28 protein-coding genes are annotated in these 26,044 nt (G+C 44.6%); 24 read left to right on the top strand and 4 right to left on the bottom strand.

The window, feature by feature from the left end; genetic code table 11:
* The first annotated feature begins 52 nt into the window (after positions 1 to 52).
* The 14 genes from pilM to rplI all read left to right on the top strand — a co-directional run bounded on the left by pilM (position 53) and on the right by rplI (position 11,241).
* A complete protein-coding gene (pilM, locus tag R7F64_RS21885) occupies positions 53 to 1,069 on the top strand; it encodes a type IV pilus biogenesis protein PilM (protein ID WP_005381324.1) in 1,017 nt (338 codons plus the stop codon).
* Positions 1,053 to 1,628, top strand: a complete 576-nt coding sequence (locus R7F64_RS21890) for a PilN domain-containing protein (protein ID WP_104975648.1) — start codon at positions 1,053 to 1,055, stop codon at positions 1,626 to 1,628. Before pilM ends, R7F64_RS21890 begins: the two co-directional genes overlap by 17 nt.
* Positions 1,621 to 2,214, top strand: a complete 594-nt coding sequence (locus R7F64_RS21895) for a type 4a pilus biogenesis protein PilO (protein ID WP_033907305.1) — start codon at positions 1,621 to 1,623, stop codon at positions 2,212 to 2,214. Before R7F64_RS21890 ends, R7F64_RS21895 begins: the two co-directional genes overlap by 8 nt.
* On the top strand, positions 2,204 to 2,719 hold the full coding sequence (locus R7F64_RS21900; RefSeq protein ID WP_115386334.1) for a pilus assembly protein PilP: 516 nt from the start codon (positions 2,204 to 2,206) through the stop codon (positions 2,717 to 2,719). Before R7F64_RS21895 ends, R7F64_RS21900 begins: the two co-directional genes overlap by 11 nt.
* Before the next feature lie 25 nt (positions 2,720 to 2,744).
* Positions 2,745 to 4,490: a type IV pilus secretin PilQ gene (locus R7F64_RS21905; RefSeq protein ID WP_053307551.1), complete on the top strand. Its 1,746-nt coding sequence runs from the start codon at positions 2,745 to 2,747 to the stop codon at positions 4,488 to 4,490.
* A 187-nt stretch (positions 4,491 to 4,677) separates the two neighbouring features.
* Complete coding sequence (gene aroK, locus R7F64_RS21910) at positions 4,678 to 5,196, top strand: shikimate kinase AroK (protein WP_005381319.1); 519 nt, start codon at positions 4,678 to 4,680, stop codon at positions 5,194 to 5,196.
* Between the two features lie 32 nt (positions 5,197 to 5,228).
* The gene (gene aroB / locus R7F64_RS21915; RefSeq protein ID WP_213962139.1) at positions 5,229 to 6,329 is read left to right on the top strand and encodes a 3-dehydroquinate synthase; all 1,101 of its coding nucleotides are present in this window, start codon (positions 5,229 to 5,231) and stop codon (positions 6,327 to 6,329) included.
* A 52-nt stretch (positions 6,330 to 6,381) separates the two neighbouring features.
* Positions 6,382 to 7,893 (top strand): SPOR domain-containing protein, encoded by a 1,512-nt coding sequence (locus R7F64_RS21920; protein WP_085570128.1) that lies wholly within the window; start codon positions 6,382 to 6,384, stop codon positions 7,891 to 7,893.
* Between the two features lie 69 nt (positions 7,894 to 7,962).
* Positions 7,963 to 8,802 carry a Dam family site-specific DNA-(adenine-N6)-methyltransferase gene (locus tag R7F64_RS21925; protein ID WP_005382762.1) on the top strand — a complete coding sequence of 280 codons (840 nt, stop codon included), beginning with the start codon at positions 7,963 to 7,965 and terminating at the stop codon, positions 8,800 to 8,802.
* A gap of 92 nt (positions 8,803 to 8,894) precedes the next feature.
* Entirely contained in the window at positions 8,895 to 9,566 is a 672-nt protein-coding gene (gene rpe, locus R7F64_RS21930; protein ID WP_005381300.1) for a ribulose-phosphate 3-epimerase, read from the top strand.
* 244 nt (positions 9,567 to 9,810) lie between these two features.
* A complete protein-coding gene (rpsF, locus tag R7F64_RS21935; RefSeq protein ID WP_005381299.1) occupies positions 9,811 to 10,200 on the top strand; it encodes a 30S ribosomal protein S6 in 390 nt (129 codons plus the stop codon).
* Positions 10,201 to 10,208: 8 nt separating this feature from the next.
* Complete coding sequence (priB, locus tag R7F64_RS21940) at positions 10,209 to 10,511, top strand: primosomal replication protein N (RefSeq protein WP_005381298.1); 303 nt, start codon at positions 10,209 to 10,211, stop codon at positions 10,509 to 10,511.
* 16 nt (positions 10,512 to 10,527) lie between these two features.
* Positions 10,528 to 10,755 carry a 30S ribosomal protein S18 gene (rpsR, locus tag R7F64_RS21945; RefSeq protein ID WP_000090472.1) on the top strand — a complete coding sequence of 76 codons (228 nt, stop codon included), beginning with the start codon at positions 10,528 to 10,530 and terminating at the stop codon, positions 10,753 to 10,755.
* A gap of 33 nt (positions 10,756 to 10,788) precedes the next feature.
* Positions 10,789 to 11,241 (top strand): 50S ribosomal protein L9, encoded by a 453-nt coding sequence (rplI, locus tag R7F64_RS21950; RefSeq protein ID WP_005382760.1) that lies wholly within the window; start codon positions 10,789 to 10,791, stop codon positions 11,239 to 11,241.
* A 77-nt stretch (positions 11,242 to 11,318) separates the two neighbouring features.
* Here the strand turns inward: rplI and R7F64_RS21955 are convergent, their stop codons facing one another.
* On the bottom strand, positions 11,319 to 12,083 hold the full coding sequence (locus tag R7F64_RS21955) for a DUF481 domain-containing protein (RefSeq protein ID WP_005381276.1): 765 nt from the start codon (positions 12,081 to 12,083) through the stop codon (positions 11,319 to 11,321).
* Positions 12,084 to 12,304: 221 nt separating this feature from the next.
* Here R7F64_RS21955 and R7F64_RS21960 point away from each other — a divergent pair, with 221 nt between their 5' ends.
* Both R7F64_RS21960 and alr read left to right on the top strand, forming a co-directional pair.
* Complete coding sequence (locus tag R7F64_RS21960) at positions 12,305 to 13,705, top strand: replicative DNA helicase (RefSeq protein ID WP_005382759.1); 1,401 nt, start codon at positions 12,305 to 12,307, stop codon at positions 13,703 to 13,705.
* A 13-nt stretch (positions 13,706 to 13,718) separates the two neighbouring features.
* Positions 13,719 to 14,795, top strand: a complete 1,077-nt coding sequence (gene alr / locus R7F64_RS21965) for an alanine racemase (RefSeq protein WP_005381272.1) — start codon at positions 13,719 to 13,721, stop codon at positions 14,793 to 14,795.
* 38 nt (positions 14,796 to 14,833) lie between these two features.
* Here alr and R7F64_RS21970 read toward each other — a convergent pair whose 3' ends face one another.
* Complete coding sequence (locus R7F64_RS21970; RefSeq protein WP_042523680.1) at positions 14,834 to 15,253, bottom strand: secondary thiamine-phosphate synthase enzyme YjbQ; 420 nt, start codon at positions 15,251 to 15,253, stop codon at positions 14,834 to 14,836.
* A 306-nt stretch (positions 15,254 to 15,559) separates the two neighbouring features.
* Between R7F64_RS21970 and pgi the strand changes: the two genes are divergently transcribed.
* Positions 15,560 to 17,212, top strand: a complete 1,653-nt coding sequence (pgi, locus tag R7F64_RS21975; RefSeq protein ID WP_005381270.1) for a glucose-6-phosphate isomerase — start codon at positions 15,560 to 15,562, stop codon at positions 17,210 to 17,212.
* 99 nt (positions 17,213 to 17,311) lie between these two features.
* Here pgi and R7F64_RS21980 read toward each other — a convergent pair whose 3' ends face one another.
* Positions 17,312 to 17,773 carry a chemotaxis protein CheX gene (locus R7F64_RS21980; RefSeq protein ID WP_005381269.1) on the bottom strand — a complete coding sequence of 154 codons (462 nt, stop codon included), beginning with the start codon at positions 17,771 to 17,773 and terminating at the stop codon, positions 17,312 to 17,314.
* A gap of 9 nt (positions 17,774 to 17,782) precedes the next feature.
* A complete protein-coding gene (gene zur, locus R7F64_RS21985) occupies positions 17,783 to 18,247 on the bottom strand; it encodes a zinc uptake transcriptional repressor Zur (protein ID WP_005381268.1) in 465 nt (154 codons plus the stop codon).
* Positions 18,248 to 18,568: 321 nt separating this feature from the next.
* Between zur and dusA the strand changes: the two genes are divergently transcribed.
* The 7 genes from dusA (at position 18,569) to R7F64_RS22020 (ending at position 25,569) form a co-directional block, all read left to right on the top strand.
* Positions 18,569 to 19,549, top strand: a complete 981-nt coding sequence (gene dusA, locus R7F64_RS21990; protein ID WP_017821727.1) for a tRNA dihydrouridine(20/20a) synthase DusA — start codon at positions 18,569 to 18,571, stop codon at positions 19,547 to 19,549.
* Positions 19,550 to 19,710: 161 nt separating this feature from the next.
* Complete coding sequence (gene pspG, locus R7F64_RS21995; RefSeq protein ID WP_005381266.1) at positions 19,711 to 19,926, top strand: envelope stress response protein PspG; 216 nt, start codon at positions 19,711 to 19,713, stop codon at positions 19,924 to 19,926.
* Positions 19,927 to 20,024: 98 nt separating this feature from the next.
* Positions 20,025 to 20,684, top strand: coding sequence for a TIGR04219 family outer membrane beta-barrel protein (locus R7F64_RS22000; protein ID WP_285385863.1), 660 nt, complete (start codon positions 20,025 to 20,027; stop codon positions 20,682 to 20,684).
* Between the two features lie 157 nt (positions 20,685 to 20,841).
* Positions 20,842 to 21,072 carry a hypothetical protein gene (locus R7F64_RS22005; protein WP_005381264.1) on the top strand — a complete coding sequence of 77 codons (231 nt, stop codon included), beginning with the start codon at positions 20,842 to 20,844 and terminating at the stop codon, positions 21,070 to 21,072.
* A 117-nt stretch (positions 21,073 to 21,189) separates the two neighbouring features.
* Entirely contained in the window at positions 21,190 to 23,061 is a 1,872-nt protein-coding gene (locus R7F64_RS22010) for an assimilatory sulfite reductase (NADPH) flavoprotein subunit (protein ID WP_005381262.1), read from the top strand.
* On the top strand, positions 23,061 to 24,797 hold the full coding sequence (gene cysI, locus R7F64_RS22015; RefSeq protein ID WP_154204995.1) for an assimilatory sulfite reductase (NADPH) hemoprotein subunit: 1,737 nt from the start codon (positions 23,061 to 23,063) through the stop codon (positions 24,795 to 24,797). Before R7F64_RS22010 ends, cysI begins: the two co-directional genes overlap by 1 nt.
* Positions 24,790 to 25,569, top strand: coding sequence for a phosphoadenylyl-sulfate reductase (locus R7F64_RS22020; RefSeq protein WP_005382748.1), 780 nt, complete (start codon positions 24,790 to 24,792; stop codon positions 25,567 to 25,569). Before cysI ends, R7F64_RS22020 begins: the two co-directional genes overlap by 8 nt.
* Positions 25,570 to 26,044 lie beyond the last annotated feature (475 nt).

Genomic DNA, 26,044 nt, shown 5'->3' on the forward strand with positions numbered 1-26,044 from the left:
TGGATGCTAATAACAACCTTTGCACGAAGAAATTTCGGAGCGAGAGTAAGAGATGGATAAGCTAATCGTTACCGGCATCGATATAGGCCATAACAGCCTCAAAGCCGTAGTACTTAAACCCACAGGCAACAATTACGCTCTGTTGGGTTACAAAGAAATATTACTAAAGGAAGGTATTGTCGCTGAAAATAACACCATAAATCATCAAGAAATTGTAAAGACCCTCAAGCAGATAAAAAAAGAACTGCCTTTTGGCGCTAAAAAAGTTGCGATTTCAGTTCCTGATAACTCGGTAATTAGCAAGAAACTGCAAATAGAACAAAATCTTGAAGAGAGTGAAGTTGAGTTTGCAGTGATACAAGCCTTTTCTCATCAATCGCCATTCCCTGTCGAAGAGCTGAGTTTAGACTTCGTTCGTCTTCGCGCTGAGGGCGGGCAGAGTGGCAGTGATAGCTATCAAGTGTTTGCGACAAGAAAAGATGTGGTAGAAGGCCGAGTCGATGCATTACAAAAGTCCGGACTAAAACCTGTTTTAGTGGACGTGCATTCGCAAAGCCTTGGTCATATCTGGAAGCTCACCGCCGATCGCTTTCCTGACAAAAACAAATACTGCTTACTCGATATTGGCACCTTATCGAGCTCCTTCACCATGTTTACCGAACAAGGTGAACTGTTTCACAAAGAGTTTGCTTACGGCACACGCGGAGCAAACAGCGCTTCTCCAGTCGATTTTCTGTCCGATGATGCTCAGGAGAAAACAGAGCTGTTTAACCGTCAAATCGTAGAGCGAGTAAAGCGCCAGATGCAGCTCTATACCTCAATCAATGGCTCACAAAACATCAAGGGTATCTGGTTATCAGGGGAAGGGGCCTCCACTCCCATGCTCGCAGAGGAGTTGTCTCAACAATTGTCGTTAGAGTGTGAATTGCTAAATCCGCTAGGGCTATTTGAGATGAAGGTGTCTAAGCGTAAGCGTCGTGCTGTGGATTGGCAGCATTTCTCAACAGCAGCCGGACTGGCCGTTCGTGGCATTCATTGGCTAGGAGGCGCCCGTGCTTTATCGCATTAATTTACTTTCTTGGCGAGAGAAGCAAAGAGAAGAGCACCGACGTCGTTTCATCAGTTTGGTCGCATTAGGCATGTTGGTCGCTGTTGGCATCCAGTGGGGTATTGGAAAGTTTTTTGAGTACCAACAAGATCAACAACAGGAGCGGCTCGATTACCTCACTCACTACATTGCCGAACTCGACCAGCGTATTGAAGCAATGAAAATTGCAGAGCAAGAGCACAGCAAAATCCTCGAACGTCTAAAGGTCGTTGAAGGTTTACAAAACGGACGAAACAAAACGACCGAGTTCATGAACTTAATGCCTGCCGTTATCCCTGAAGGTGTATATGTCGACAAGATCAAAATGAATGATCTGGAAATTGAGATCTCTGGGATCTCAGATAGCACTCCAAAACTTGCCACGATGCTGGACAACATGGAGCGCTCGGCCAAGTTGAACGACGTAGAAATGCATTCCATCGTTCACGGCAAAGCCCGTTTTGGGAAAGAGTTTCAAACATTCAAAGTGTCTTTCATGTTCAAAGTAACGGAGAAGAAATTGGAGGCTCAACGTGGTTGATTGGCAGGATCTCGAAATAGATGAAATGGCCGAGTGGCCATTGTTGCCCCAGATTGTAGTAATCGCGCTTCTGATCATGGCGATTCAAGGCTTAGGTTATTGGTTTTACCTTAAACCGAAAGAAGAACAGTTGAATCACTTGATCCAGCAGGAGCAGACACTCAAGGTGGCATTGAAGATCAAAGCGAACAAAGTGGCAGCGTTGCCTCAGCTTCAATCTCAATTGGATGAACTTACCACTCGTTACGAGTTATTACTGCAACAACTGCCTGCGCAAAAAGAGCTGGCTACAATGCTCGCTTCAGTGAATGAGCTTGGCATCGACAATAAGCTGACTTTCACCCGAATCGACTGGGGCGAAAAACAATCAGAGCACTTCCTTTATCGTCTTCCTTTAAACATAGAGTTAACGGGCGACTTTCATGACATCGGCCATTTTTCTCAGGCAATAGCGACGCTACCTCGAATCATCACGTTTAAAGATGTGACTTGGCAACGTGTCAGCCAAGAGAGCGAAACCCTGCACTTTCGGGTGCGCGCTAACACCTATCAGTTTAAGCCGGAGGAGACGAAAAATGACAAGTAAGTCTTTGTTGTTGGTATTGATGGGTTCTCTATTGATGGGCTGCCAGGCGAATGATGAATCATTGACGGATTTTATTCGAGGAGTGGAAACACAGGCGCGTCGAGAGGTCGAGAAGCTTAAGCCCGCAGACAAGTATGTTGCAGTCACGTACGCACCGGAAGTACAGCGTGCACCCTTTGAATTACCTAAAGAAGCCATCATCGCGACTCAGCCAGTTGCAAGAAAAGATTGTTGGCAACCGCCCTCAAGAAGGCGAACTGGAAAATTAGAAAAATTCCCATTAAGCCAATTACGTTTGAAAGGGGTCATGGGCATGGATAACACGGTTTCTGGCCTAGTTCAGGCTCCCAATGGCAACGTCTATAAAGTTAAGCCGGGTCAATACCTCGGACGCAATAATGGCAAAGTGACCCATGTCAGCCACTCCTACTTGTTGATTAATGAAACGTTGCCCGACGGCTTAGGATGTTGGCAAAAACGTAAAGTTAAGTTGGCTTTGAGATAGCCCCATTTATTTTTGATATTGAGTAATGAAAATGAGACAAGGATTAACACGTACACCAAGGATACTTACTGGGCTCTTCTCCTTATGGTTGTTTGTATTTTTAGCCCCTTTAGCGGCAGCTGAAGAAGTTTCGTCCAATGCCCTAAAAAGTATCGACTTTCGAACTAATAAAGATAAAGACGCGGTGATTGTCGTCGAATTGGCGTCACCGGCCGCGATTGTAGATATCAAGCGTGTACAGGAAGGGTTAAGTATCGATTTGCTTAACACTTCAGTAAAAGACGAGCAATTGTATCTCCTAGACGTGAAAGACTTTTCGACTGTGGTTGAGAGCGTAGAAGTGTTTCGCGACACCTCGACGACGCGCTTGGTTGCGCACATCAATGAAGAATACAAGCATGATTACCGTTTAACGGGGCGTTTTTTGGAAATCAAAGTAGCGAAGATCAAACCTAATGAGAAAGCCCCAGATAAAAGCATTTTAGAAAGAGAAGGTAAGCTTATTTCGATTAACTTCCAAGATATTCCTGTGCGAAACGTCTTGCAGCTTATTGCTGATTACAACCAATTCAATTTGGTTGTCTCCGACTCTGTGGAAGGCAACCTCACGCTTCGTCTTGATGGTGTCCCTTGGCAGCAAGTGCTGGATATTATATTGCAAGTTAAGGGGTTAGATAAGCGTGTTGATGGCAACGTGATTTTAGTTGCTCCGACTGATGAGCTGGACTTGCGTGAGAAGCAGCAGTTAGAAAAACAAAAACTGACGGAAGAAATGGGAGAGCTTTCATCTGAAATCATCAAAGTTAATTTTGCTAAAGCATCAGACATTGCGGAGATGATCAATGGTGAAGGAAATATCAGCATGCTGTCAGAGCGCGGCAGTATGACCATTGATGAGCGAACTAACTCGTTATTGATTAGAGAGTTACCTGAAAACATCGAGGTGATTCGAGAAATTATTGAGTCTTTGGATATTCCAGTTAAACAGGTTCAAATTGAGGCGCGTATTGTGACCATCAATGAAGGTAACATGGATGAGTTAGGGATTCGTTGGGGTTTTACGTCTATTAATGGCAGTAATACAGTGGGCGGTTCTATTGAGAACAACCTTGCCACGATCGGTCTCTATAATGGAGAAGGGGGCGACGACGGTGGTGACGGTGATGGAGTGGGGATCGATGACTTCCTAAATGTAAACTTAGCTGCAACCAGTCCGAATGCGACCAGCATTGCTTTTCAGGTCGCAAAGTTAGGTTCAGACACCTTGTTGGATCTTGAGCTTTCTGCTCTGCAACAAGAGTCTAAAGCTGAGATTATCTCGAGCCCACGTTTGATCACTACCAATAAGAAACCTGCCTATATCGAACAAGGTACAGAGATTCCTTACCTAGAGTCATCATCAAGTGGTGCAACGACGGTGACGTTCAAAAAGGCGGTATTAAGTTTGAAGGTAACCCCGCAAATCACACCGGATAACCGCTTAGTATTGGATTTAAGTGTCACGCAAGATAGACCTGGACAAGTAGTGAAGACCGGCACTGGTGAAGCTGTTGCGATTGATACTCAACGTATCGGGACGCAAGTGTTAGTGAATAACGGTGAAACGGTCGTTCTTGGTGGTATTTTTCAGCACAGCATTACTAACTCGGTGGACAAAGTGCCTTTGTTGGGCGACCTGCCGCTATTAGGTGCTCTTTTTCGTCGAAGTTATGAGAATGTTGGCAAAAGTGAGCTGTTAATTTTCGTCACGCCTAAGGTGGTGATTCAGTAGTTCTGTCTCGGGAAAAACTGATTAAATCAAAAATAAAGTTGCAATAGTGGCACCATGCTTGGATAATTTCGGGTCTTATCACGAATTATCTGTGAGGAACTGGTGCCACAAGCCTTGTAGAACAGCAGTTTAGCTGTGTTTTCTTGTGGCGATCTTATTGAATCAATGTTGTAAATTACTGCTAAACATGGCTGAGAAACGTAATATTTTCCTTGTTGGCCCAATGGGCGCCGGCAAAAGTACAATTGGTAGACATCTAGCACAGCAACTGCATATGGAGTTTGTTGACTCCGATACAGTGATCGAAGAACGCACTGGTGCAGACATCTCTTGGGTTTTTGATGTAGAAGGTGAAGAAGGCTTCCGCAAGCGTGAAGAAGCGGTACTTGAAGACCTAACACAAGAGCAAGGCATCGTGCTTGCGACTGGCGGTGGCTCTGTTAAGAGCAAAGAAAACCGCAATCGTCTTTCGGCACGTGGTGTTGTTGTTTACTTAGAAACGACAATTGAAAAGCAACTTGCGCGTACAAACCGCGACAAGAAGCGTCCTTTACTTCAAACGGATAACCCTCGCGAAGTACTGGAGCAATTAGCTGAAGAACGTAATCCTTTATATGAAGAAGTAGCGGATTACACTGTTCGCACTGACGATCAAAGTGCAAAAGTGGTAGCCAACCAGATCGTAAAAATGCTAGAAGAGAGATAAGTCTTTATCTTTTTTTTAATTGGAGCAAACCGATGGAACGGATTACGGTCAACCTAGCTGAGCGTAGCTACCCAATCTCTATTGGCGCCGGGTTATTTGAGGACCCGGCGTACCTCTCTCAAGTTCTCTCAAACAAAAATGCAAAACAAAAAGTTGTTGTGATCAGTAATGTCACAGTGGCGCCTTTGTATGCAGACAAAATTTTAAAGCAACTCGAGCAGCTCGGTTGTAGTGCATCCTTGTTAGAATTGCCTGACGGTGAACAGTACAAAAACTTGGATGTATTTAATCAAGTAATGAACTTCTTACTGGAAGGGAGTTATGCTCGTGATGTTGTGATCATCGCGTTAGGTGGTGGTGTTATTGGCGACCTTGTGGGTTTTGCGTCTGCCTGTTACCAGCGTGGGGTCGACTTTATTCAAATACCGACCACATTACTATCCCAAGTGGACTCTTCGGTTGGTGGAAAAACCGCGGTTAACCATCCGTTGGGTAAGAACATGATAGGTGCGTTTTACCAACCTAAAGCCGTGATCATTGATACGAACTGCCTGTCGACGTTGCCTGAACGTGAGTTCGCTGCGGGTATCGCCGAAGTCATTAAGTACGGCATTATTTACGATGCAGATTTTTTTGTATGGTTAGAAGACAATCTTGAGCGCTTGTATGCGTTGGATGAAGAAGCACTAACTTATGCGATCGCACGTTGCTGTGAAATAAAAGCGGAAGTGGTGGCTCAGGATGAGAAAGAATCGGGCATCCGTGCTTTGCTTAACTTAGGTCACACCTTTGGTCATGCGATTGAAGCGGAACTTGGCTATGGCAATTGGCTGCATGGTGAAGCGGTATCTTCCGGCACTGTTATGGCGGCCAAAACGTCGCATCTACGCGGTCTGATCTCGGAAGAGCAATTTGAGCGTATTGTTGCGATTTTGCGTCGTGCAAAACTGCCTGTGCATACTCCAGACAGTATGAATTTCGATGACTTCATCAAGCACATGATGCGAGATAAGAAAGTCCTCTCTGGTCAATTACGATTGGTTTTGCCTACAGGCATTGGCACTGCCGAGGTAATTGCTGATACGATGCAAGACGTACTCAAGCAGGCAATAGACTTCGGTCGCGATATTTAACCTTGTAATGGCGCCTTTGGGCGTCATTCTTGTAGTGTATTAAGGTTATTAGATGAGTGTTGCTCACGTACTGGAATTAGATTCTCAAATCGAGTTGCTTGATAGATTAGGTCTACTGACGAACTTTGGTTCCAATCTCATTGCGATTAATGGTCATGATGGGTACGGGAAATCTTGGTTAGCGCAGCGATACCTTGAAGTGGGTGCCAGTAACAAGAATCAATGTTTGTTACTTTGTCATTCTAATCAAGACGATGTGCAGCATCGCGTCCTTATTTTGAGTCAACTAGTTTCGGACGCATTGTTTAATCAGCAAGAGCCTTTACTTGATAGCCTTGAAAGGCTTTTAGGTGATGAGCCGTGTGACATTGCAATTGTTGTAGATGATGCGCATTTATTGAGTGAGACACTTATCTCTGAGCTTTGGATGCTGGTCTTAGAGGCGCACCATAAGCCAAATTGGACCATCAATGTCTTACTGTTTACACAGTCTGGACGTTTAGAAGGTTTGCTAGCACGTCTCAGTTATGGACAAGAGATAAAGCCTGTTGAGCTTGATATTGATATGTTGTCCGAAGTGGAAGCTCGTCGTTTCTTTGAGTCACTTGTTGCGCGCTACGTCGATGATGAGTCTGAGAAACGGGTTCGAGATGCATTTAAAAAAGTCGACCCAGTACCGGGTGACATCATGGCGTTAGGAGAGATGAAAGTGGAAAAAAGGATCATTATCCGCTCGATTGTCGGTTCACCCCTGAATATTGCGTTGGTGGTATTAGTCTTACTGTTGCTTGCTGCTGGTGGCTATTGGTGGATGCTTAGTCAACCAAGTCCTGATGATAAAGCGCAGCAAATCGCTGGCAGTTTAGAGCAAACGGCTATTCCAACTTTTGAAGAGTCAGGAGTCAGTGCAGCGCAGTCTTCACTGCAACCTGTAACCGATGGCTCTAGCAGTCTTGATAAGTCTGGTGCGGTTGATGATTCTGATTCATTACCGCCCGCTGTGACAGAAGAAGTAGCGAGCGTAGGCAGTGATGACAATCAACAAAGAGTGGTGATTGAGTCGAATGTGGTCGATGCATTGCTTGAAGGTAAAGCTGATTCAGCAGACACAAAAGCGATTGATGATGTCGTAGGTACTGAGAAGACAGAAACCGCCGATGAAACTAGCTCCCCTTTGATTAAAGTCGTAAAACCGAATCAAGATATGACGCAAGCACCTGCTCAGTCAGAAGAGGGTGAGGCAAACCAACCTGTTGTGAAGTTTTCATTTGCTCGTGAAGAACTAAAAGCGCTATCGCCAAGAGCTTATACTTTACAACTCGCAGCTATGACCTCAATGGAAGATGTACAATCCTTTCTCAATGAGCATCAACTGAATAATCAAGTGCGAATTTATCCTACCGTTCGTAATGACACCGAGTGGTATATCATCACATATCAAGATTATCCGACAATTCAAATGGCTCGTGATGCCGTCGCAAGCTTGCCAGATTCGGTTAAGTCGGTGAGTCCTTGGGCAAAATCACTCCGTCAGGTTCACCGTGAAATTGAACGAGTGAAATAAACCTGAGCTTCCCTGAAAAATATGTTACATTCCGCAGCCTTAATTTTTGGTCGATAGATAGAGCAGTAGATGAAAAAGCAACGAGCCTTTCTTAAATGGGCAGGAGGAAAATACGGACTGGTTGAAGACATCCAACGTCATTTGCCGCCGGCTCGAAAGCTAGTTGAACCTTTTGTTGGTGCGGGCTCAGTGTTTCTGAATACCGATTATGACCATTATCTACTTGCAGATATCAATCCAGATTTGATCAATCTGTACAACCTGCTGAAAGAGCGCCCTGAAGAGTATATCTCTGAAGCGAAGCGTTGGTTTGTCGCTGAGAACAACCGCAAAGAAGCCTACCTACACATTCGCGCTGAGTTTAATAAAACCGATGACGTGATGTACCGCTCTTTAGCGTTTTTGTACATGAACCGCTTTGGTTTTAATGGCCTATGCCGTTACAACAAAAAAGGTGGCTTCAATGTACCGTTTGGCTCTTACAAAAAGCCGTATTTCCCTGAGGCGGAATTGGAGTTTTTTGCAGAAAAAGCCAAAAAAGCTACGTTTGTTTGTGAAGGTTATCCTGAAACATTTCGTCGTGCGCGCAAAGGGAGCGTCGTGTATTGCGATCCACCTTATGCGCCGCTTTCAAATACGGCAAATTTCACCTCATACGCAGGTAATGGTTTCACGTTGGACGACCAAGCTGCATTAGCCGACATTGCTGAAAGAACAGCGACTGAACGTGGCATTCCTGTGTTGATTTCTAACCACGACACTACCTTGACACGTCGGTTGTATCACGGTGCGGATCTTAATGTGGTTAAAGTAAAGCGTACCATTAGCCGTAATGGTAACGGTCGTAATAAAGTTGATGAGCTACTTGCGCTTTTTCATGCGCCAGACATGGATAAATCAAGCTCTTAATTCTCACACTATTATATCTAAATAGTGGATCTCCCCACTGGCTTCGGTAGAATTGCGCGCAGATTGTTTGCTCATTACTACTGAGGTCAGGTATGAAAGATTTTCTTATTGCTCCATCCATTTTATCGGCAGATTTTGCTCGTCTCGGTGAAGATGTAGAAAAAGTACTCGCAGCGGGTGCGGATGTGGTGCATTTCGACGTTATGGATAACCACTATGTACCAAACCTGACTTTTGGTGCGCCTGTGTGTAAAGCACTACGCGATTATGGCATCACAGCGCCAATCGATGTTCACCTAATGGTGAAACCCGTTGACCGTATTATTCCTGATTTCGCAAAAGCGGGTGCGTCGATGATTACGTTCCATGTAGAAGCTTCTGATCATGTAGACCGTACACTGCAGTTAATTAAAGAGCACGGCTGTCAGGCTGGTGTGGTACTAAACCCAGCAACGCCACTTGCAAGTCTTGAATTTATTATGGATAAAGTCGACATGATTCTACTGATGTCGGTAAACCCTGGTTTTGGTGGTCAATCATTCATTCCTCATACACTAGATAAACTGCGTGCCGTTCGTAAGATGATTGACGAGTCTGGTCGTGATATCCGCTTAGAAATCGATGGCGGTGTGAAGGTTGACAACATTCGTGAAATTGCAGAAGCGGGCGCAGACATGTTTGTTGCAGGCTCGGCGATTTTCGGTGAGCCAGATTACAAACAAGTGATCGATCAAATGCGCGCTGAACTGGCTGAAGTTAAATAAGCACCGATAAGCCAGCGCAATAACACGCTGATTTTAAAGGCTGCCAGCTTGTTGGCAGCCTTTGTGTTTTCTAGTATTAGAAGAAATTAAATATCCACTGCGCTGAGCAAATAATCACTTGCCTATTTTACGCCCTTTCTGTACTATTCGTGCTCCTTAAACTCAGTCAATTATCTTTAGTTCCTTGCTTCCTCTGGACGACTGAGCCATTTGTGGAAGCTGAATAATCCGTAAGGAGCAACCAATGCGTCATTACGAAATCGTATTCATGGTGCACCCAGATCAAAGCGAGCAAGTTGCTGGCATGATCGAGCGTTACACTGGTTCAATCACTGAAGCTGGCGGTAAAATCCACCGTCTAGAAGACTGGGGCCGTCGTCAACTGGCTTACCCAATCAACAAGCTTCACAAAGCTCACTACGTTCTTATGAACGTTGAAGCTGACCAAGCTGTAATTGATGAGCTAGAAACTGCTTTCCGTTTCAACGATGCAGTTCTACGTAACATGATCATGCGTACTAAAGCAGCGATCACTGAGCAATCTATCATGCTTAAGCAAAAAGAAGAGCGTGCTCCACGTCGTGAAGAGCGTTCTGAAGCTAAGCCTGAAGCTAAGTCAGAAGCTGCTGAGTAAGTTTTCTTATGGCCAATCGAATGGAGCTGAGCGGCACCATTGCCAAACCGCCCATTCGTAGTAAAAGCCCTGGTGGCATTGAACACTGTCGGTTTTGGCTGGAGCATCGCTCTACTATTATCGAAGCTGACTTACCTCGACAAGTTTATTGTCGTATGCCGGTAGTCGTCAGCGGGCTTGGGTCACAAGCACTCACTCAGAATTTAGTTCAAGGCAGTAACATTAAGGTAAGTGGTTTTGTCACTTATCAAACCGGCCGAAATGGCGTGGGAAAATTAGTGTTACACGCCGACAACATTACTCAAATTTAAGATCAGGAGATAGCCCATGGCTCGTTTCTTCCGTCGTCGTAAATTCTGCCGTTTCACTGCAGAAGGCGTACAAGAGATTGATTACAAAGACGTAGCAACTCTTAAAAACTACATCACTGAAGCTGGTAAAATCGTACCTAGCCGTATCACTGGTACAAGCGCTAAGTACCAGCGTCAACTAGCACGTGCTATCAAGCGTTCACGCTACCTAGCTCTACTACCGTACACTGACAAGCATCAGTAATCGGTTCATTTTATTAAGAAAGAGGATTAAGCAATGCAAGTTATTCTACTTGATAAAATTGGTAACCTAGGTGGTCTTGGCGATACTGCAAACGTTAAATCTGGCTACGCTCGTAACTTCCTTATCCCACAAGGTAAAGCAGTTATGGCAACTAAAGCTAACGTTGAAATGTTTGAAGCTCGTCGTGCTGAACTAGAAGCTAAAGTTGCTGAGCAACTAGCTGCTGCAGAAGCTCGCGCAGAGAAAGTTAACGCTCTAGAAGCGGTAGTTATCGCTTCTAAAGCTGGTGACGAAGGCAAACTATTCGGTTCTATCGGTACTCGTGACATCGCTGACGCTATCACAGCTGCAGGCGTTGAAGTTGCTAAGAGCGAAGTTCGCCTTCCTGAAGGTGCTCTACGTAACACTGGTGAGTTCGAGATCAGCGTTCAACTTCACTCTGAAGTTTTCGCGACAGTTAACCTACAAGTTGTTGCTGCTGAGTAATTCAGTATCAAGACGAAATACTAAAAAGCACCTCCTTGGAGGTGCTTTTTTTATTTCTAAAACTGAGAGAAAAAGGGTTAAAAAGCGAAAAGTAAATTAACGGAAAATACGCTGTCCGCTTTGCTTAAGCCTTCAGGCACTTTATCGTGATACTGACGAGAGTGCGCCAGTTTCAGTGCAATATCTTCAGTAATATCATTGGTTACACTAAGTTCACTATCAGTACGTGTGTTACTTCTACCTGTTACCAACGTAATATCAGCTGCGAAACTTAAATTATCCAACGCATGCCAAGTTGTGTTGATATTTCCTCGAAAAATGCCTTCTCTAACGATATCGGGAAAGACAATATCGTCATCATCTATTTCGTCTAAGTTTGGCTCTTGATAGCGAAAACCAGGGCCTACCTCTACCTCTAAAATGAAGTTCTCAGTGTAGGAGAACTGGTAACCCAAACCACCTGACAACGTATAGTCTTTAAAATAAGCACTGTAGCGAGAATCCACCCCTTTAAAGCTGCCATACAAATATGTCTTAGGGCCTAACTTGTAGTCACTCTGTAGGGAGTAGGTGGATGAGCGTTTGTCTTCTTCACCGTCTTTGTACAAGTTGTAGTACTTCCATTCACCATTAGAACGGTGTCGACCTGACGTATATTCAGCACTCAAACGAGCATTCAGGGAACGAGAGTCCGTGTTACCTGTGTGAGCTTGATAGCCGAACTCCACCTCGGTTTTTAGTGGGTCGGGTACATCAATATTTTGCTCTGGCTGTACTGATTCGTCAGCATACGATGCACTAGCGCACAGTAGGCTAAAGCTAAGTAACCAGTATCGGGACACATCAACCTCGAACGTAATCAAAAAGGAGGGGCATGATACTGATACAGATATTTGGTTGGGTCAATGGTAGGTTAATTTTTATTAGAGCTAGGCGGAAGAACCAGGCTATTACCCGGGTGGTTCACATGATGATTTCTTAACAAGTAATTGTCGCTTCGGGGAAGCATCTCAGCTAGGTTAAGGTTATAATCGTGGGTCAATAGTAGTTATCGAGCAAAGTCATGGCGGAAAACAGAAATCGCAAACCTTCAGACAGTCAGGTCGACGCAATCAAAGTGCCACCTCACTCACTAGAAGCCGAGCAATCAGTAATTGGTGGTCTTTTACTGGATAATGAACGTTGGGACACCGTTGCCGAACGTGTTGTGAGCAGTGATTTCTATAGTCGTCCACACCGCCTGATTTTTGAAGGTGTAAAAACCATTCTTGAAGCGGGTAAACCTCTCGATCTTATTACTTTATCGGAATATCTAGAGCGTCACGAGTTGTTAGAAGATGTAGGCGGTTTTGCTTACCTCGCTGACTTGGCGAAGAATACGCCAAGTGCAGCTAACATCAATGCGTATGCTGATATTGTCGCTGAGCGTGCGATTGTTCGTGGCCTTATTGGTGTCGCGAATGAAATTGCGGACGCGGGCTATGACCCTCAAGGTCGCAGTTCTGAAGATTTAATAGACATGGCGGAGAGTAAAGTTTTTGCTATCGCCGAGTCTCGAACTAGTGAAAACGAAGGACCACAAAACGTCGACAACATCCTCGAAAAGACGTTAGAACGTATCGAGTTGTTGTATAAAACGCCACAAGATGGTGTTACCGGGGTCGATACCGGTTTCACCGATCTCAATAAGAAAACCGCAGGTTTGCAAGGCTCTGATTTGGTGATTGTCGCAGCGCGTCCATCGATGGGTAAAACGACCTTTGCAATGAACTTGTGTGAAAATGCGGCCATGCAACAAGAAAAGCCCGTACTTATTTTCTCGTTAGAGATGCCAGCTGAACAGTTGATGATGCGTATGTTGGCCTCTTTGTCTCGTGTTGACCAAACCAAGATCCGTACGGGTCAGCTAGATGACGAAGATTGGGCGCGTATTTCTTCTACTATGGGTATCCTGATGCAGAAGAAAAATATGTACATTGATGATAGCTCTGGTCTAACTCCGACCGAAGTGCGTTCGCGCGCTCGCCGTATCGCTCGTGAACATGGCGGTCTATCTATGATCATGGTCGACTACCTTCAGTTGATGCGCGTGCCTTCGTTAACCGATAACCGTACTCTTGAGATTGCTGAGATCTCTCGCTCTCTTAAGGCGCTGGCAAAAGAGCTAAATGTGCCTGTTGTGGCACTGTCGCAGCTAAACCGTTCCCTAGAGCAACGTGCGGATAAACGACCAGTAAACTCGGACTTGCGTGAATCCGGTTCCATCGAGCAGGATGCCGACTTGATCATGTTCATCTACCGTGATGAGGTTTATCACCCAGATAGTCCGTACAAAGGTACGGCCGAAATCATTATTGGTAAACAGCGTAACGGTCCTATCGGCTCTGTTCGCCTCACTTTCCAAGGTCAACATTCGCGTTTCGACAACTACGCGGGTCCTGCATTCGATATTGATGATGAGTAATTCCATGAGCTATATGAAAGCGGCCAAGGCGTGCATTGATTTGTCTGCGTTGCAGCACAACTTACAGCGCGTAAAAGCTCAAGCGCCACAAAGTAAAGTGATGGCTGTCGTCAAGGCCAATGGTTATGGTCACGGATTACGTCATGTCGCAAAACATGCTAACCATGCGGATGCGTTTGGCGTGGCTCGCATTGAAGAAGCATTGCAACTGCGCGCTTGTGGAGTAGTAAAGCCGATTCTATTGCTAGAAGGTTTTTACTCTCCTGGTGATTTACCTGTTCTTGTGACGAACAACATCCAAACCGTGGTGCACTGTGAAGAGCAGCTTATCGCCTTGGAGCAAGCAGACCTTGAAACTCCGGTTGTCGTGTGGCTGAAGATTGACAGTGGCATGCACCGCCTTGGGGTTCGTCCTGAACAATATGACGACTTTGTAACGCGGCTGAAGGAGTGTCCAAATGTAGCGAAACCGTTGCGTTACATGAGCCACTTTGGCTGTGCAGATGAGCTGGATAGCGATATTACCCCACAACAGATTGAGCTGTTTAAATCGTTGACTTCTGGTTGCCAAGGGGAACGTTCACTGGCGGCATCTGCGGGGTTATTGGCATGGCCTCAAAGCCATTTAGATTGGGTTCGTCCGGGTATTATCATGTATGGTGTGTCGCCATTCGATGACAAAACGGCGCAAGATCTTGGGTATCAGCCTGTCATGACACTTAAATCCCACCTTATTGCGGTACGTGAAGTGAAGAAGGGCGAAAGTGTTGGCTATGGTGGTATTTGGACCAGTGAGCGAGATACAAAAGTTGGGGTCATCGCTGTAGGGTATGGCGACGGTTACCCAAGAAGTGCTCCAAACGGTACGCCGGTGTGGGTTAATGGCCGTAAAGTACCTATTGCAGGTCGAGTTTCCATGGATATGCTGACGGTCGATTTGGGACCAGACGCAACGGATAAAGTCAGCGACGAAGCGATTCTTTGGGGGAAAGAGCTCCCAGTAGAAGAAGTGGCGGGTCACATTGGTACGATTGCGTATGAACTCGTGACTAAGCTAACGCCTCGCGTCGAGATGGAATACTCCAAATAAACAACGAAAGGCTAACCCAAGGTTAGCCTTTGTTTTATCTACTCACCGTTAATCGTAGCAATAACGCGGCGGCCGCCACCAAAGTCTCGATGCTCACCCAAGTAAATACCTTGCCATGTTCCTAAAGCTAATCGACCATTTTGGATTGGTACCGTCACACTACTGCCAAGCAGTGATGCTTTAATATGTGCCGGCATGTCGTCGTCACCTTCATAGGTGTGCTGATAATAAGGAGCACGCTCTGGCACAAACTTATTGAAGTGCGCTTCCATGTCCATACGCACGGTTGGATCAGCATTCTCATTTAAGGTCAAACTGGCGGAGGTGTGCTGAATAAATAAGTGTAATAAACCTACTGAAAGTTCGTTTATTTGTGGTAATTGTTGTTCAATTTCATCAGTTATCAGGTGAAAACCGCGGCATCTCGCTTTTAATTGCAGTGTTTTTTGTGCCCACATACGTGTTCCTTTGGAAATTTATAAATTGGCGTCTATCCTATTCCAATTAGAGCCTGTCATTAGTAAATGATATGATTCTTGTCATCGTAAATGAATTGTTCAATTTCAGGGCAGGGAACGTGACCTAACTCAATGTGAGTGTAAAAGCTCTCGGTCATAATTGGCGCCTGAAAAAAAATTACAAAGACTTGTTTTGTGGCAATTTGCCCAAACATCTAATTTATATTCTATTTGCTAAATCGGGGATTCCACAGTTTTCGCTAGACTGTAAGGAATGGAACCTACTGTAACATCGGGATAAAGACCATGTTGAAAAATATCAATCCAACGCAAACACAAGCTTGGAAAGCGCTAACGGCGCATTTCGAATCTGCACAAGATATGGATCTTAAAGAGCTGTTTGCTCAAGACGCAGCGCGTTTCGACAAATACTCTGCACGTTTCGGCTCAGACATCCTAGTCGATTACTCAAAGAACCTCATCAATGAGGAAACTCTGAAGCACCTGTTTGCTCTTGCGAAAGAGACCGAGCTGAAATCTGCAATTGAAGCGATGTTCAGTGGTGAAGCGATCAACCAAACAGAAGGTCGCGCTGTTCTTCACACTGCACTACGTAACCGCGCTAATACTCCAGTTATGGTAGATGGCGAAGACGTAATGCCAGCAGTGAACGCGGTTCTAGAAAAAATGAAATCATTCACTGAGCGCGTTATCGGCGGTGAATGGAAAGGTTACACAGGCAAAGCAATTACTGATATTGTGAACATCGGTATCGGCGGTTCTGACCTTGGCCCTTACATGGTGACGGAAGCTCTAGCGCCATACAAAAATCATCTAAACCTTCACTTCGTATCTAACGTTGATGGTACACACATCGTTGAAACGTTGAAGAAAGTTAACCCAGAAACGACGTTATTCTTGATCGCGTCTAAGACGTTTACAACACAAGAAACCATGACTAACGCGCACACTGCTCGTGATTGGTTCCTAGAATCGGCGGGTGATCAGGCTCATGTGGCTAAGCACTTTGCTGCGCTTTCAACAAACGCGACAGCCGTGTCTGAATTTGGTATCGATACAGCGAACATGTTTGAATTCTGGGACTGGGTTGGTGGCCGTTACTCACTATGGTCTGCGATCGGTCTATCAATTGCACTAGCAGTAGGTTTCGACAACTTTGTTGAGTTGCTTGATGGTGCTCACGAGATGGACAAGCACTTCGTATCAACAGATCTAGAAAGCAATATTCCAGTGATTCTTGCTTTGATTGGTATTTGGTACAACAACTTCCACGGTGCGGAGTCAGAAGCTATCCTACCTTACGATCAATACATGCACCGTTTTGCAGCATATTTCCAGCAAGGCAACATGGAATCAAACGGTAAATACGTTGACCGTGACGGCAATGCTGTAACTTACCAAACTGGCCCAATCATTTGGGGTGAACCAGGTACCAACGGTCAGCACGCGTTCTACCAGCTAATTCACCAAGGTACTAAGCTTATCCCATGTGACTTCATTGCACCTGCAATTAGCCACAACCCAGCTAGCGATCATCACCAAAAACTGATGTCTAACTTCTTCGCGCAAACTGAAGCTCTAGCGTTTGGTAAAAATGAAGAAACCGTGAAAGAAGAGTTGGTGAAAGTAGGTAAGAATGCTGAAGAAGTGGCAGCGATTGCGCCATTCAAAGTGTTTGAAGGTAACCGTCCAACAAACTCTATTCTAGTGAAGCAAATCACGCCTCGTACGCTAGGTAACTTGATCGCAATGTACGAACACAAAATTTTCGTACAAGGTGTTATCTGGAATATCTTCAGCTTTGACCAGTGGGGCGTGGAGCTAGGTAAACAACTGGCTAACCAAATCCTACCTGAGCTTGCAGATGAGTCTCAAATCAGCTCGCATGACAGCTCAACAAACGGTCTAATCAACGCATTTAAAGCGTTCAAAGCTTAATGTTTGAATAGATAAAGAAAAGGTCAGCAAATGCTGACCTTTTTATTGCCTGAGGCAAAAACAAAATAGGTTGGCCAGTGCCAACCTATTTTTTCTCTTTTATTCGAAGCAAATTTCGATAAAGGCATTTCCCCATTGGGAAGAGAAAGGCATGATAATAATTGAGCCTTCACACTTGTGGCGAATCGTATGACCTCGGCCCGAAACCACAACCGGTGTTGCCATATCAAAGTCAAAACCACTTTCCGCCAGAATGCGTTTCGCACCACCAGTAACCATGTTGGTGATCTCACCCACCATATCGGTCACTTCTTCATTGAGCCCATTTGGACGTTCACCAAGCATGTTCTGCATGATTTCTAGGGCGAGTGCTTCATCAAAGGTGATCGACATTGAACCACGAGTTTGTGGGCCTACCATACCAATCAGACCAGAAACGTCACCTCGTGCGATCTCATCTTTTTTGATTCGCGGTTTTTGTGGCTTCAGCTCAAGAGAAGCCATAGTTTTTAGCACGTTCATTAAAGAAGCTAAAAACGGGTTTACAAATTCAGCGCGCATAACGTTCTTCTATACTTTTTCTTTCGTCTCGGAGGAACAGGCCTGGCATTCACCATGAGTTTCAATAACTTGGTTGGTCAGTTTGAATCCATGCTTCTCGGCGTTTTCGGCTAACAAGGATATCAGCGTCTCATCTTCGAGTTCAACGACATCACCACATTTATCGCAAATTAGTAATTGGAAAAAGTGCTGCTGAGTATTGAAAGAACAACAAGTAATAAAGCTATTTGTCGATTCCACTCGGTGGATGAAGCCTTGCTCTAGGAGAAAATCTAATGCTCGATAAACAGTGGGCGGCTTAGCCTGAGGCTCACTCTCTTTTAGTTGCTCCAATAGCTCATACGCACTTGAGGCGCGGCGATTAGAACAAATGAGTTCAAATACGCGTCGGCGTTGCGGAGTCAGTCGTACTCCACGCTCTGCGCAGATACTTTCAATTTGTTCAATGATTGTTGGGTTCAAACCTTTCACCATAACTATCGGACGTGCTCTATGATAAATCATTTCTATACGAAGTTCGTTTAGAAATGCTTCATTTTACCCACTATCAGAACGAAAATCATGAATTAAAGCAAGTCGGTGGTGGTGTGAAGGCGGAATAATCATCACAGAATGAATCAACGAATGACAGATTCGTATTACTTCTGCGTATTCCTAAGCACTTGGCTAGCCAGCCAACCAAATCATTCTCGCTGAAACTAGCACCCAGAGGTGCTTGGGTATACAATACCCGACTTATTTTTTGAGCGTACTGCTGCGCTCGACCTTGGCAACATAAAAACGGGTGTTTATATCATGACTCATTCTTGCAGGCTCTCCGTAGCACCAATGTTAGATTGGACTGATCGTCATTGTCGCTACTTCCATCGCTTAATGACCAAAGAAACCCTGCTGTACACTGAAATGGTGACGACAGGTGCGATCATTCATGGAAAAGGAGATTTCCTGGCTTATAACGAAGAAGAGCATCCGTTAGCCCTTCAACTTGGTGGTTCAAACCCAGCAGATTTGGCTACGTGTGCCAAGCTAGCGCAAGAGCGTGGCTACGATGAGATTAACCTAAATGTGGGGTGTCCATCTGACCGCGTACAAAACGGTCGATTTGGTGCTTGCCTAATGGCTGAACCGCAGTTAGTTGCGGATTGTGTCGCAGCAATGAAAGACGTGGTCGATATCCCTGTAACAGTCAAGACTCGCATTGGTATTGATGATCAAGATTCTTACGAGTTCCTAACGGATTTCGTTTCTATTGTTTCAGAAAAGGGTGGCTGTGAGCAGTTCACTATCCACGCACGTAAAGCATGGTTAAGTGGTCTAAGCCCAAAAGAAAACCGCGAGATCCCACCATTGGATTACCCACGCGCTTACCAATTGAAGCAAGACTTCTCACACCTAACGATTGCGATTAACGGTGGCGTGAAATCATTAGAAGAAGCAAAAGCACATCTTCAGCATCTTGACGGTGTGATGATTGGTCGTGAAGCATACCAAAGCCCATATTTACTGGCATCGGTAGACCAAGAGTTGTTTGGCTCTAATGCTCCAGTGAAGAAACGCAGCGAAATTGTTGAAGAGATGTACCCATACATTGAAGCGCAATTAGCGAAAGGTGCGTACCTTGGTCATATTACCCGCCACATGTTAGGTTTGTTCCAAAGCATGCCCGGTGCTCGTCAATGGCGTCGTCATATCAGTGAAAATGCGCACAAACCAGGTTCTGGTCTAGAAGTATTGCAAGACGCGCTAGCTAAGATTCCAAAAGAATTGAATGTGTAAAATTCGCCAGTGAATGGCTAAAATTACCAACTAAAGAATGATAAAGCCAGAGTGCAGAAATGCCTCTGGCTTTTTTTTATTAAAAATCATAATCTTAAATTCATTTCTGTAAGTTGGTATGGAAACTGCTCTGTTTATTGAAAACAAATGGAGAAGTGATTATGTTGGAGCTAATCTTTATTTTAGTCTTTGCGGCGACCTTGTTGGTTACGGGTATCACAATGATGACCGTATTCGCAGCAACTGGTATTGCGTTAGTTGTGATGTTTTTACTGGGAATGGTTGGAGCGGTACTCAAACTATTACCATGGTTAATCGTGATTGCATTGGGGATTTGGTTCTTCAAGAATTACGTTGCTCAGCCCCGCTATAAATAATGAGTAACATCATTTAGTTGATGGAGAGGCGTGAGAATATGGTATATTTCCTCTCACGTCCTCTACGTGAATATCAGCTATCTCGGAGTAAATACTACATGACAAATAAAGCGAACATCGCTTTAACGGCATTATCGTTGGCAGTATCTTTTCCTGTTTTTGCAGAGTACTCTGTATCGACAAAAGTCGGTGCAGAGGTATGGGCTGCCGACACTAAAGTTAATGAAGTGAGACGAGATAGCAGTACCGCAGGCACTTTTTACGCGGCGATTGAACATGATGTAAAATACGTCCCTAATGCGCGCCTTCGTTACTCAAGTGTTGATGCGGATTACATGGGGTTCGATAAGCTCGATTTAACCTTGTATTACCACGTTCTAGAGCATGATTTATTGCACTTTGATGCGGGTCTCACGTTCAGTAATTTAAGTGACACTAAATACATTGATGCTGGCTCAAGCAGGCGTGTAGAAGAATTTGATGAGCTGATTTGGGCTTGGTATGGTTACGCAGAAATTCAAGTTCCGGATACAAACTTTGATGTGATTGGTGAGATAAACTTTGGTGACAACAAAGGTATCAAAAGCACCGATTTCATGGCAGGTGTTCAATACAATGTACCGCTCGAAAAAGCTCAACTGGCTTTTCGTGGAGGTTACCGTGTGATTGATTTAGAGTCCGATAAATTCATGTCGGATCTAGGGAAAGAGTTTATTTTTGCTAACGGCTTCTTTGTGAGTGCGGAATACGCGTTCTAAACTCAGCCATATTAGATATTCGATTTACTTAAAACGTCGCTTTATAAGCGGCGTTTTTTTATATCACTTCATTATATCTAATCGAAATTTCTCCCTATTTGGCTGACTTAGACCATGCTTACCTAGGAGCAATGTGAAAGTTAAAGCAGGGATAGCGATGACAATAAATGAACTACGACATCTATTCCGTGAAAATCAGCTTATCGAAGCGATTATTGAGCCTGCAATCCAAGAGGGTGGTTGGGTTGTAGAGTTCAGACATGCGCGCGGTGGTTTTGTTTTTCTAACGGACAGTCACGGCGAAGAATGTCTTTATGAAGATTTGGATACTGCGTCAAAATCGGCAATGGCAGTAGGCTTTCAACAAGTCCGCATTGAAGATCGATGAGCAAAAAGTAAGCCGTTCTTACTTCCAAAAAGTTATAAAACATTCACTTCTATTCTTTCTTGTTATTAAGGAGAGTGGGTACTCTATCGTCACGCAATGAATAGGGATGTCGTGATAATGTCTTTTCAAAAGAATGAGTATTCTCACAAGAATGTGTCTGAAGATAATAATGGGCAAGGAGGAAATCCTCCAATCGCAAGCCCTCTGAATGACCAACAAATTAGCTCACTCCAACAAACTGTCTCTGAGTTGTCTTCACAGCAACTTGCTTGGGTCAGTGGGTATTTTTGGGGATTAGCTCAAAATCAACCAAACACAGCGGTAACGCCAATTGCACAAGCGACGGCAGCCGTATCAGCGAAGCCAGCAGGTAAGTTGAGTATTATTTTTGCTTCCCAAACGGGCAATGCTAAAGGTGTTGCTGAAGCTCTGGAGCAGGAAGCAAAAGCAGAAGGAATTGCAGTCGAACTTTTTGATGCAAGCGATTACAAAGGTAAAAACTTAGCCAAAGAAACGCATGTCATTATTGTGGCATCGACTAACGGCGAAGGCGAAGCGCCTGATAATGCCATTGAGCTACATGAGTTTTTGCAATCGAAGAAGGCTCCAAAGCTGCCAAACCTGCAATATGGTGTTATTGCATTGGGAGATTCTAGCTACGAGTTCTTCTGTCAGACCGGTAAAGACTTCGACACTTACCTATCAAAGCTAGGCGCGACTCCATTTATCGAGCGTCTTGATTGCGATGTGGATTATGAAGCCCCTGCAACTGAATGGCGTAAGAATGCGTTAGACAAGGTAAAAGATACACTGTCTTCTGGCTCTGAAGCGGATGTGGTTCAACTTCCTGTGGGTCAAGCTGCGACTGCGCACTCTCCTTACAATAAACAAAATCCGTACACTGCGACGTTACTGACCAGTCAAAAAATCACGGGCCGTGACTCTGGAAAAGACGTTCGTCATATAGAAATCGACTTAGAAGGCTCGGGCTTAACGTATCAGCCTGGTGATGCACTAGGTGTGTGGTTTGAAAATAGCTCGGAACTTGCAAATGCCATTCTTGGTAAGGTCGGTTTGTCTGGGGTTGAGACTGTTGACGTTGATGGTGAAAGCTTGTCAATCCACAGTGCTCTTGTGAGTAAATATGAAATCACAACATCTAACCCACAGCTCATCACAAAGTTTGCCGAGTTATCCGGTAGCAAGAAACTACAAAAGTTAGTTGAAGATAAAGATAAGCTTCGCGAGTACTCTGCAAATACTCAAATCGTTGATGTACTGGCAGAAAAGAAAACCAAGTTAACCGCAGATGAATTGATTGGTTTGCTTCGTCGTCTTACTCCACGCCTTTACTCTATTGCATCAAGCCAAGAAGAGGTCGATGAAGAAGTACACCTAACGGTTGCTTTGGTTGAGTACGAACAAAACGACGAAAAACGATATGGTGGAGCGTCTAGTTTCTTAGCACAGCGTCTCGAAGAGGGAGATGAAGTTAAAGTATTTGTTGAGCATAACAACAACTTTAAACTGCCGGAAGATGATAGCACTCCAATTATCATGGTTGGTCCTGGCACAGGGATCGCACCATTCCGAAGCTTTATTCAGGAACGTGAAAACCGTGATGCTGAAGGCAAAAACTGGTTGTTCTTTGGTGATCGCACGTTCACTCAAGACTTCTTATACCAAGTGGAATGGCAAAAGTATCTCAAGTCAGGAGTACTAAGCCGATTGGATGTTGCCTTTAGTCGTGACCAAGTAGAAAAGGTTTATGTACAACATCGCATCTTAGAAAACGCAGCTCAAGTGTGGCAGTGGATCCAAGAAGGCGCTTATATCTATGTCTGCGGTGATGCAACGCGTATGGCAAAAGATGTGCACGACGCATTGGTTATCGTTGCTGAACAAGAAGGCAAGATGCCGCGTGACGATGCAGAACAATTTATTAATGACCTACGTAAAGCGAAACGTTATCAGAGGGATGTGTACTAATGACTTTTTCTACGGACAATAATAAGCAGGTTGTATTAGGTGAAGAGTTAGGGCCGCTATCTGATAACGAGCGCCTGAAGCGAGAAAGCAACTTATTACGTGGCACCATTGAGCAAGATTTACAGGACCGTATTACTGGTGGCTTTACTGCCGACAACTTCCAGTTAATTCGTTTCCACGGTATGTATCAACAAGACGATCGTGATATCCGTAATGAACGCACAAAGCAAAAACTGGAACCATTACATAATGTGATGCTTCGTGCTCGTATGCCTGGAGGCATCATCACGCCAACGCAATGGTTAGCGATCGACAAGTTCGCAACGGAGCACTCTTTATATGGAAGTATTCGTCTGACGACTCGCCAAACGTTCCAGTTTCATGGGGTATTAAAACCGAATATTAAGTTGATGCATCAAACGCTCAACAGTATTGGCATTGATTCGATTGCAACCGCGGGTGATGTAAACCGTAACGTGTTGTGTACCACTAATCCAGTGGAGTCAGAGTTACACCAAGAAGCTTACGAATGGGCGAAGAGAATCAGTGAACACCTGCTTCCGAAAACACGCGCTTATGCAGAGATTTGGCTAGACGGTGAAAAAGTAGAAAGCACGGAAGAAGACGAACCGATTCTAGGCAAGAACTACTTACCACGTAAGTTTAAAACCACAGTGGTTATCCCACCGCAAAATGACGTAGATGTACACGCTAACGATCTCAACTTCGTAGCGATTGCAGATAACGGCAAGCTGGTTGGTTTTAACGTCCTGGTCGGCGGCGGCTTAGCGATGACGCATGGCGATACATCAACTTATCCGCGCCGCGCTGACGACTTTGGCTTTATTCCGCTGGACAAGACACTTGATGTTGCCGCAGCTGTAGTAACAACTCAGCGCGACTGGGGTAACCGTTCAAACCGTAAGAACGCAAAAACCAAATACACATTGGATCGTGTAGGTAGCGATGTCTTTAAAGCGGAAGTCGAGAAACGTGCTGGTGTTAAGTTTGAGCAAAGCCGTCCATATGAATTCACAGAACGTGGTGACCGTATTGGCTGGGTAGAGGGAATTGATGGTAAATATCATTTAGCGCTTTTCATCGAAAATGGTCGCTTATTAGACTTTCCAGGTAAACCACTTAAGACGGGTGTTGCTGAAATTGCCAAAATCCACAAAGGCGATTTCCGCATGACAGCAAACCAAAACCTAATTGTTGCGGGTGTACCTAAAAAAGAAAAAGCGAAGATTGAAAAGATCGCTCGTGAACATGGCTTAATGGACGACGGCGTAAGTGAACAGCGTAAGAACTCAATGGCTTGTGTTGCTTTTCCAACTTGTCCGCTAGCGATGGCAGAAGCTGAACGTTTCCTTCCTCAGTTTGTTACTGATGTGGAGGGGATTCTGGAGAAGCACAACCTACCAGAAAATGACAACATCATTTTGCGTGTAACTGGGTGTCCAAATGGTTGTGGTCGCGCAATGTTGGCTGAAATTGGTCTAGTTGGCAAAGCGCCGGGTCGTTACAACTTGCACCTAGGTGGTAACCGTGCCGGTACTCGAGTACCAAAAATGTATAAAGAGAACATCACGGATAAGCAAATCTTAGAAGAGATTGATCTGCTGGTGGCTAGATGGTCGAAAGAGCGTGAAGAAGGCGAAGCCTTTGGCGATTTCACTATTCGTGCTGGCATTATCCAAGAAGTGCTCGTATCAAAGAGGGACTTTCATGCTTGATTCTGTAGCATCCAAGCTTGAGCTCACAGAGTTACTGACATTAACAAAGACGGAGCAAATCCTCCGTCTTGCTCAAATTAATGTCGAGCTCGAAAAGCTTTCAGCACAAGAGAGAGTTGCGTGGGCTTTAGATAATCTAGAAGGCGAGTTCGCGGTTTCTTCTAGTTTTGGTATTCAAGCCGCGGTTATGCTTCATTTAGTTACTCGCGCCAAAGCGGACATCCCCGTCATTCTAACCGATACTGGTTACCTGTTTGCTGAGACGTACCGATTTATCGATGAGCTGACAGATGCTCTCAACCTAAATTTAAAAGTTTATCGAGCCAAAGAAAGTGCGAATTGGCAAGAAGCTCGATATGGAAAATTATGGGAGCAGGGCGTAGAGGGAATTGAAAAATACAACAAGCTCAATAAAGTTGAGCCGATGCGTCGAGCGTTAAAAGAGCTTAATGTTGGAACGTGGTTCTCTGGATTGCGTCGAGAGCAAAGTAAATCTCGTGCAGGTTTACCGATTCTATCAATTCAGAACGGTGTGTTTAAATTTCTACCAGTAATTGATTGGACTAATAAAGACGTTCATTACTACTTAGAACAACACGGCCTTAAATACCACCCATTGTGGGATGAAGGTTACCTTTCAGTTGGTGATACACATACCACTCGTAAATGGGAGCCGGGAATGTCAGAGGAAGAAACTCGATTCTTTGGCTTAAAGCGAGAATGTGGCCTACACGAAGATGATGGCTCCGAACAAGATGGGTCTGGCATATAGCCATAATACTCTTTAAATAGAGTTTAGGTTAAGTTTAATAAAGATAGCTGCAATAAAGCAGCTTTCTTTATTTATGGTACTTGAAAAACACGTCTCAAAGAACAACTCTGTGGATAAGTTGTGTGATAGTTTGGGGTAAAGTTGAATAAATAAAGGTTTGATCGAAAACTCATCGTTTAACCATTGTTTTTGCAATTTTTGAAAAATAACACTTGCCAATGTGAGCGCGATCTCTATAATGCCTCCTCGTCGACAGGGCAAGGCCTCACAAGGGTTTAAGCGAAGTTGATAAGGCTGAAAAGAAAAACGAAATAATTTGAAGAAAGTGTTTGACACAATAAATTATCTCGCTAGAATGGCCGCCTCTTCCGAAGTGATGTCAATCACAAAGAAGAGTTGCTCTTTAACAATATAGACCTATCAATCTGTGTGGGCACTCGTTGATGATAATCCAATTCGATACTTCGGTATCAAA

This window comes from Vibrio sp. Vb1980 (assembly GCF_033338615.1).
GTDB lineage: Bacteria > Pseudomonadota > Gammaproteobacteria > Enterobacterales > Vibrionaceae > Vibrio > Vibrio alginolyticus.

Coding starts and splice junctions, on each gene's coding strand:
- pilM (WP_005381324.1), top strand. CDS start 53: ATGGATAAGCTAATCGTTACCGGCATCGATATAGGCCATAACAGCCTC.
- R7F64_RS21925 (WP_005382762.1), top strand. CDS start 7,963: ATGAAAAAGCAACGAGCCTTTCTTAAATGGGCAGGAGGAAAATACGGA.
- cysI (WP_154204995.1), top strand. CDS start 23,061: ATGACTTTTTCTACGGACAATAATAAGCAGGTTGTATTAGGTGAAGAG.
- R7F64_RS21980 (WP_005381269.1), bottom strand. CDS start 17,773: ATGCGCGCTGAATTTGTAAACCCGTTTTTAGCTTCTTTAATGAACGTG.
- R7F64_RS22000 (WP_285385863.1), top strand. CDS start 20,025: ATGACAAATAAAGCGAACATCGCTTTAACGGCATTATCGTTGGCAGTA.
- R7F64_RS21920 (WP_085570128.1), top strand. CDS start 6,382: ATGAGTGTTGCTCACGTACTGGAATTAGATTCTCAAATCGAGTTGCTT.
- rpsF (WP_005381299.1), top strand. CDS start 9,811: ATGCGTCATTACGAAATCGTATTCATGGTGCACCCAGATCAAAGCGAG.
- pspG (WP_005381266.1), top strand. CDS start 19,711: ATGTTGGAGCTAATCTTTATTTTAGTCTTTGCGGCGACCTTGTTGGTT.
- alr (WP_005381272.1), top strand. CDS start 13,719: ATGAAAGCGGCCAAGGCGTGCATTGATTTGTCTGCGTTGCAGCACAAC.
- aroB (WP_213962139.1), top strand. CDS start 5,229: ATGGAACGGATTACGGTCAACCTAGCTGAGCGTAGCTACCCAATCTCT.
- aroK (WP_005381319.1), top strand. CDS start 4,678: ATGGCTGAGAAACGTAATATTTTCCTTGTTGGCCCAATGGGCGCCGGC.
- R7F64_RS21900 (WP_115386334.1), top strand. CDS start 2,204: ATGACAAGTAAGTCTTTGTTGTTGGTATTGATGGGTTCTCTATTGATG.
- R7F64_RS22010 (WP_005381262.1), top strand. CDS start 21,190: ATGTCTTTTCAAAAGAATGAGTATTCTCACAAGAATGTGTCTGAAGAT.
- R7F64_RS22005 (WP_005381264.1), top strand. CDS start 20,842: ATGACAATAAATGAACTACGACATCTATTCCGTGAAAATCAGCTTATC.
- R7F64_RS21960 (WP_005382759.1), top strand. CDS start 12,305: ATGGCGGAAAACAGAAATCGCAAACCTTCAGACAGTCAGGTCGACGCA.
- priB (WP_005381298.1), top strand. CDS start 10,209: ATGGCCAATCGAATGGAGCTGAGCGGCACCATTGCCAAACCGCCCATT.
- rpe (WP_005381300.1), top strand. CDS start 8,895: ATGAAAGATTTTCTTATTGCTCCATCCATTTTATCGGCAGATTTTGCT.
- zur (WP_005381268.1), bottom strand. CDS start 18,247: ATGGTGAAAGGTTTGAACCCAACAATCATTGAACAAATTGAAAGTATC.
- rplI (WP_005382760.1), top strand. CDS start 10,789: ATGCAAGTTATTCTACTTGATAAAATTGGTAACCTAGGTGGTCTTGGC.
- rpsR (WP_000090472.1), top strand. CDS start 10,528: ATGGCTCGTTTCTTCCGTCGTCGTAAATTCTGCCGTTTCACTGCAGAA.
- R7F64_RS22020 (WP_005382748.1), top strand. CDS start 24,790: ATGCTTGATTCTGTAGCATCCAAGCTTGAGCTCACAGAGTTACTGACA.
- R7F64_RS21970 (WP_042523680.1), bottom strand. CDS start 15,253: ATGTGGGCACAAAAAACACTGCAATTAAAAGCGAGATGCCGCGGTTTT.
- pgi (WP_005381270.1), top strand. CDS start 15,560: ATGTTGAAAAATATCAATCCAACGCAAACACAAGCTTGGAAAGCGCTA.
- dusA (WP_017821727.1), top strand. CDS start 18,569: ATGACTCATTCTTGCAGGCTCTCCGTAGCACCAATGTTAGATTGGACT.
- R7F64_RS21905 (WP_053307551.1), top strand. CDS start 2,745: ATGAAAATGAGACAAGGATTAACACGTACACCAAGGATACTTACTGGG.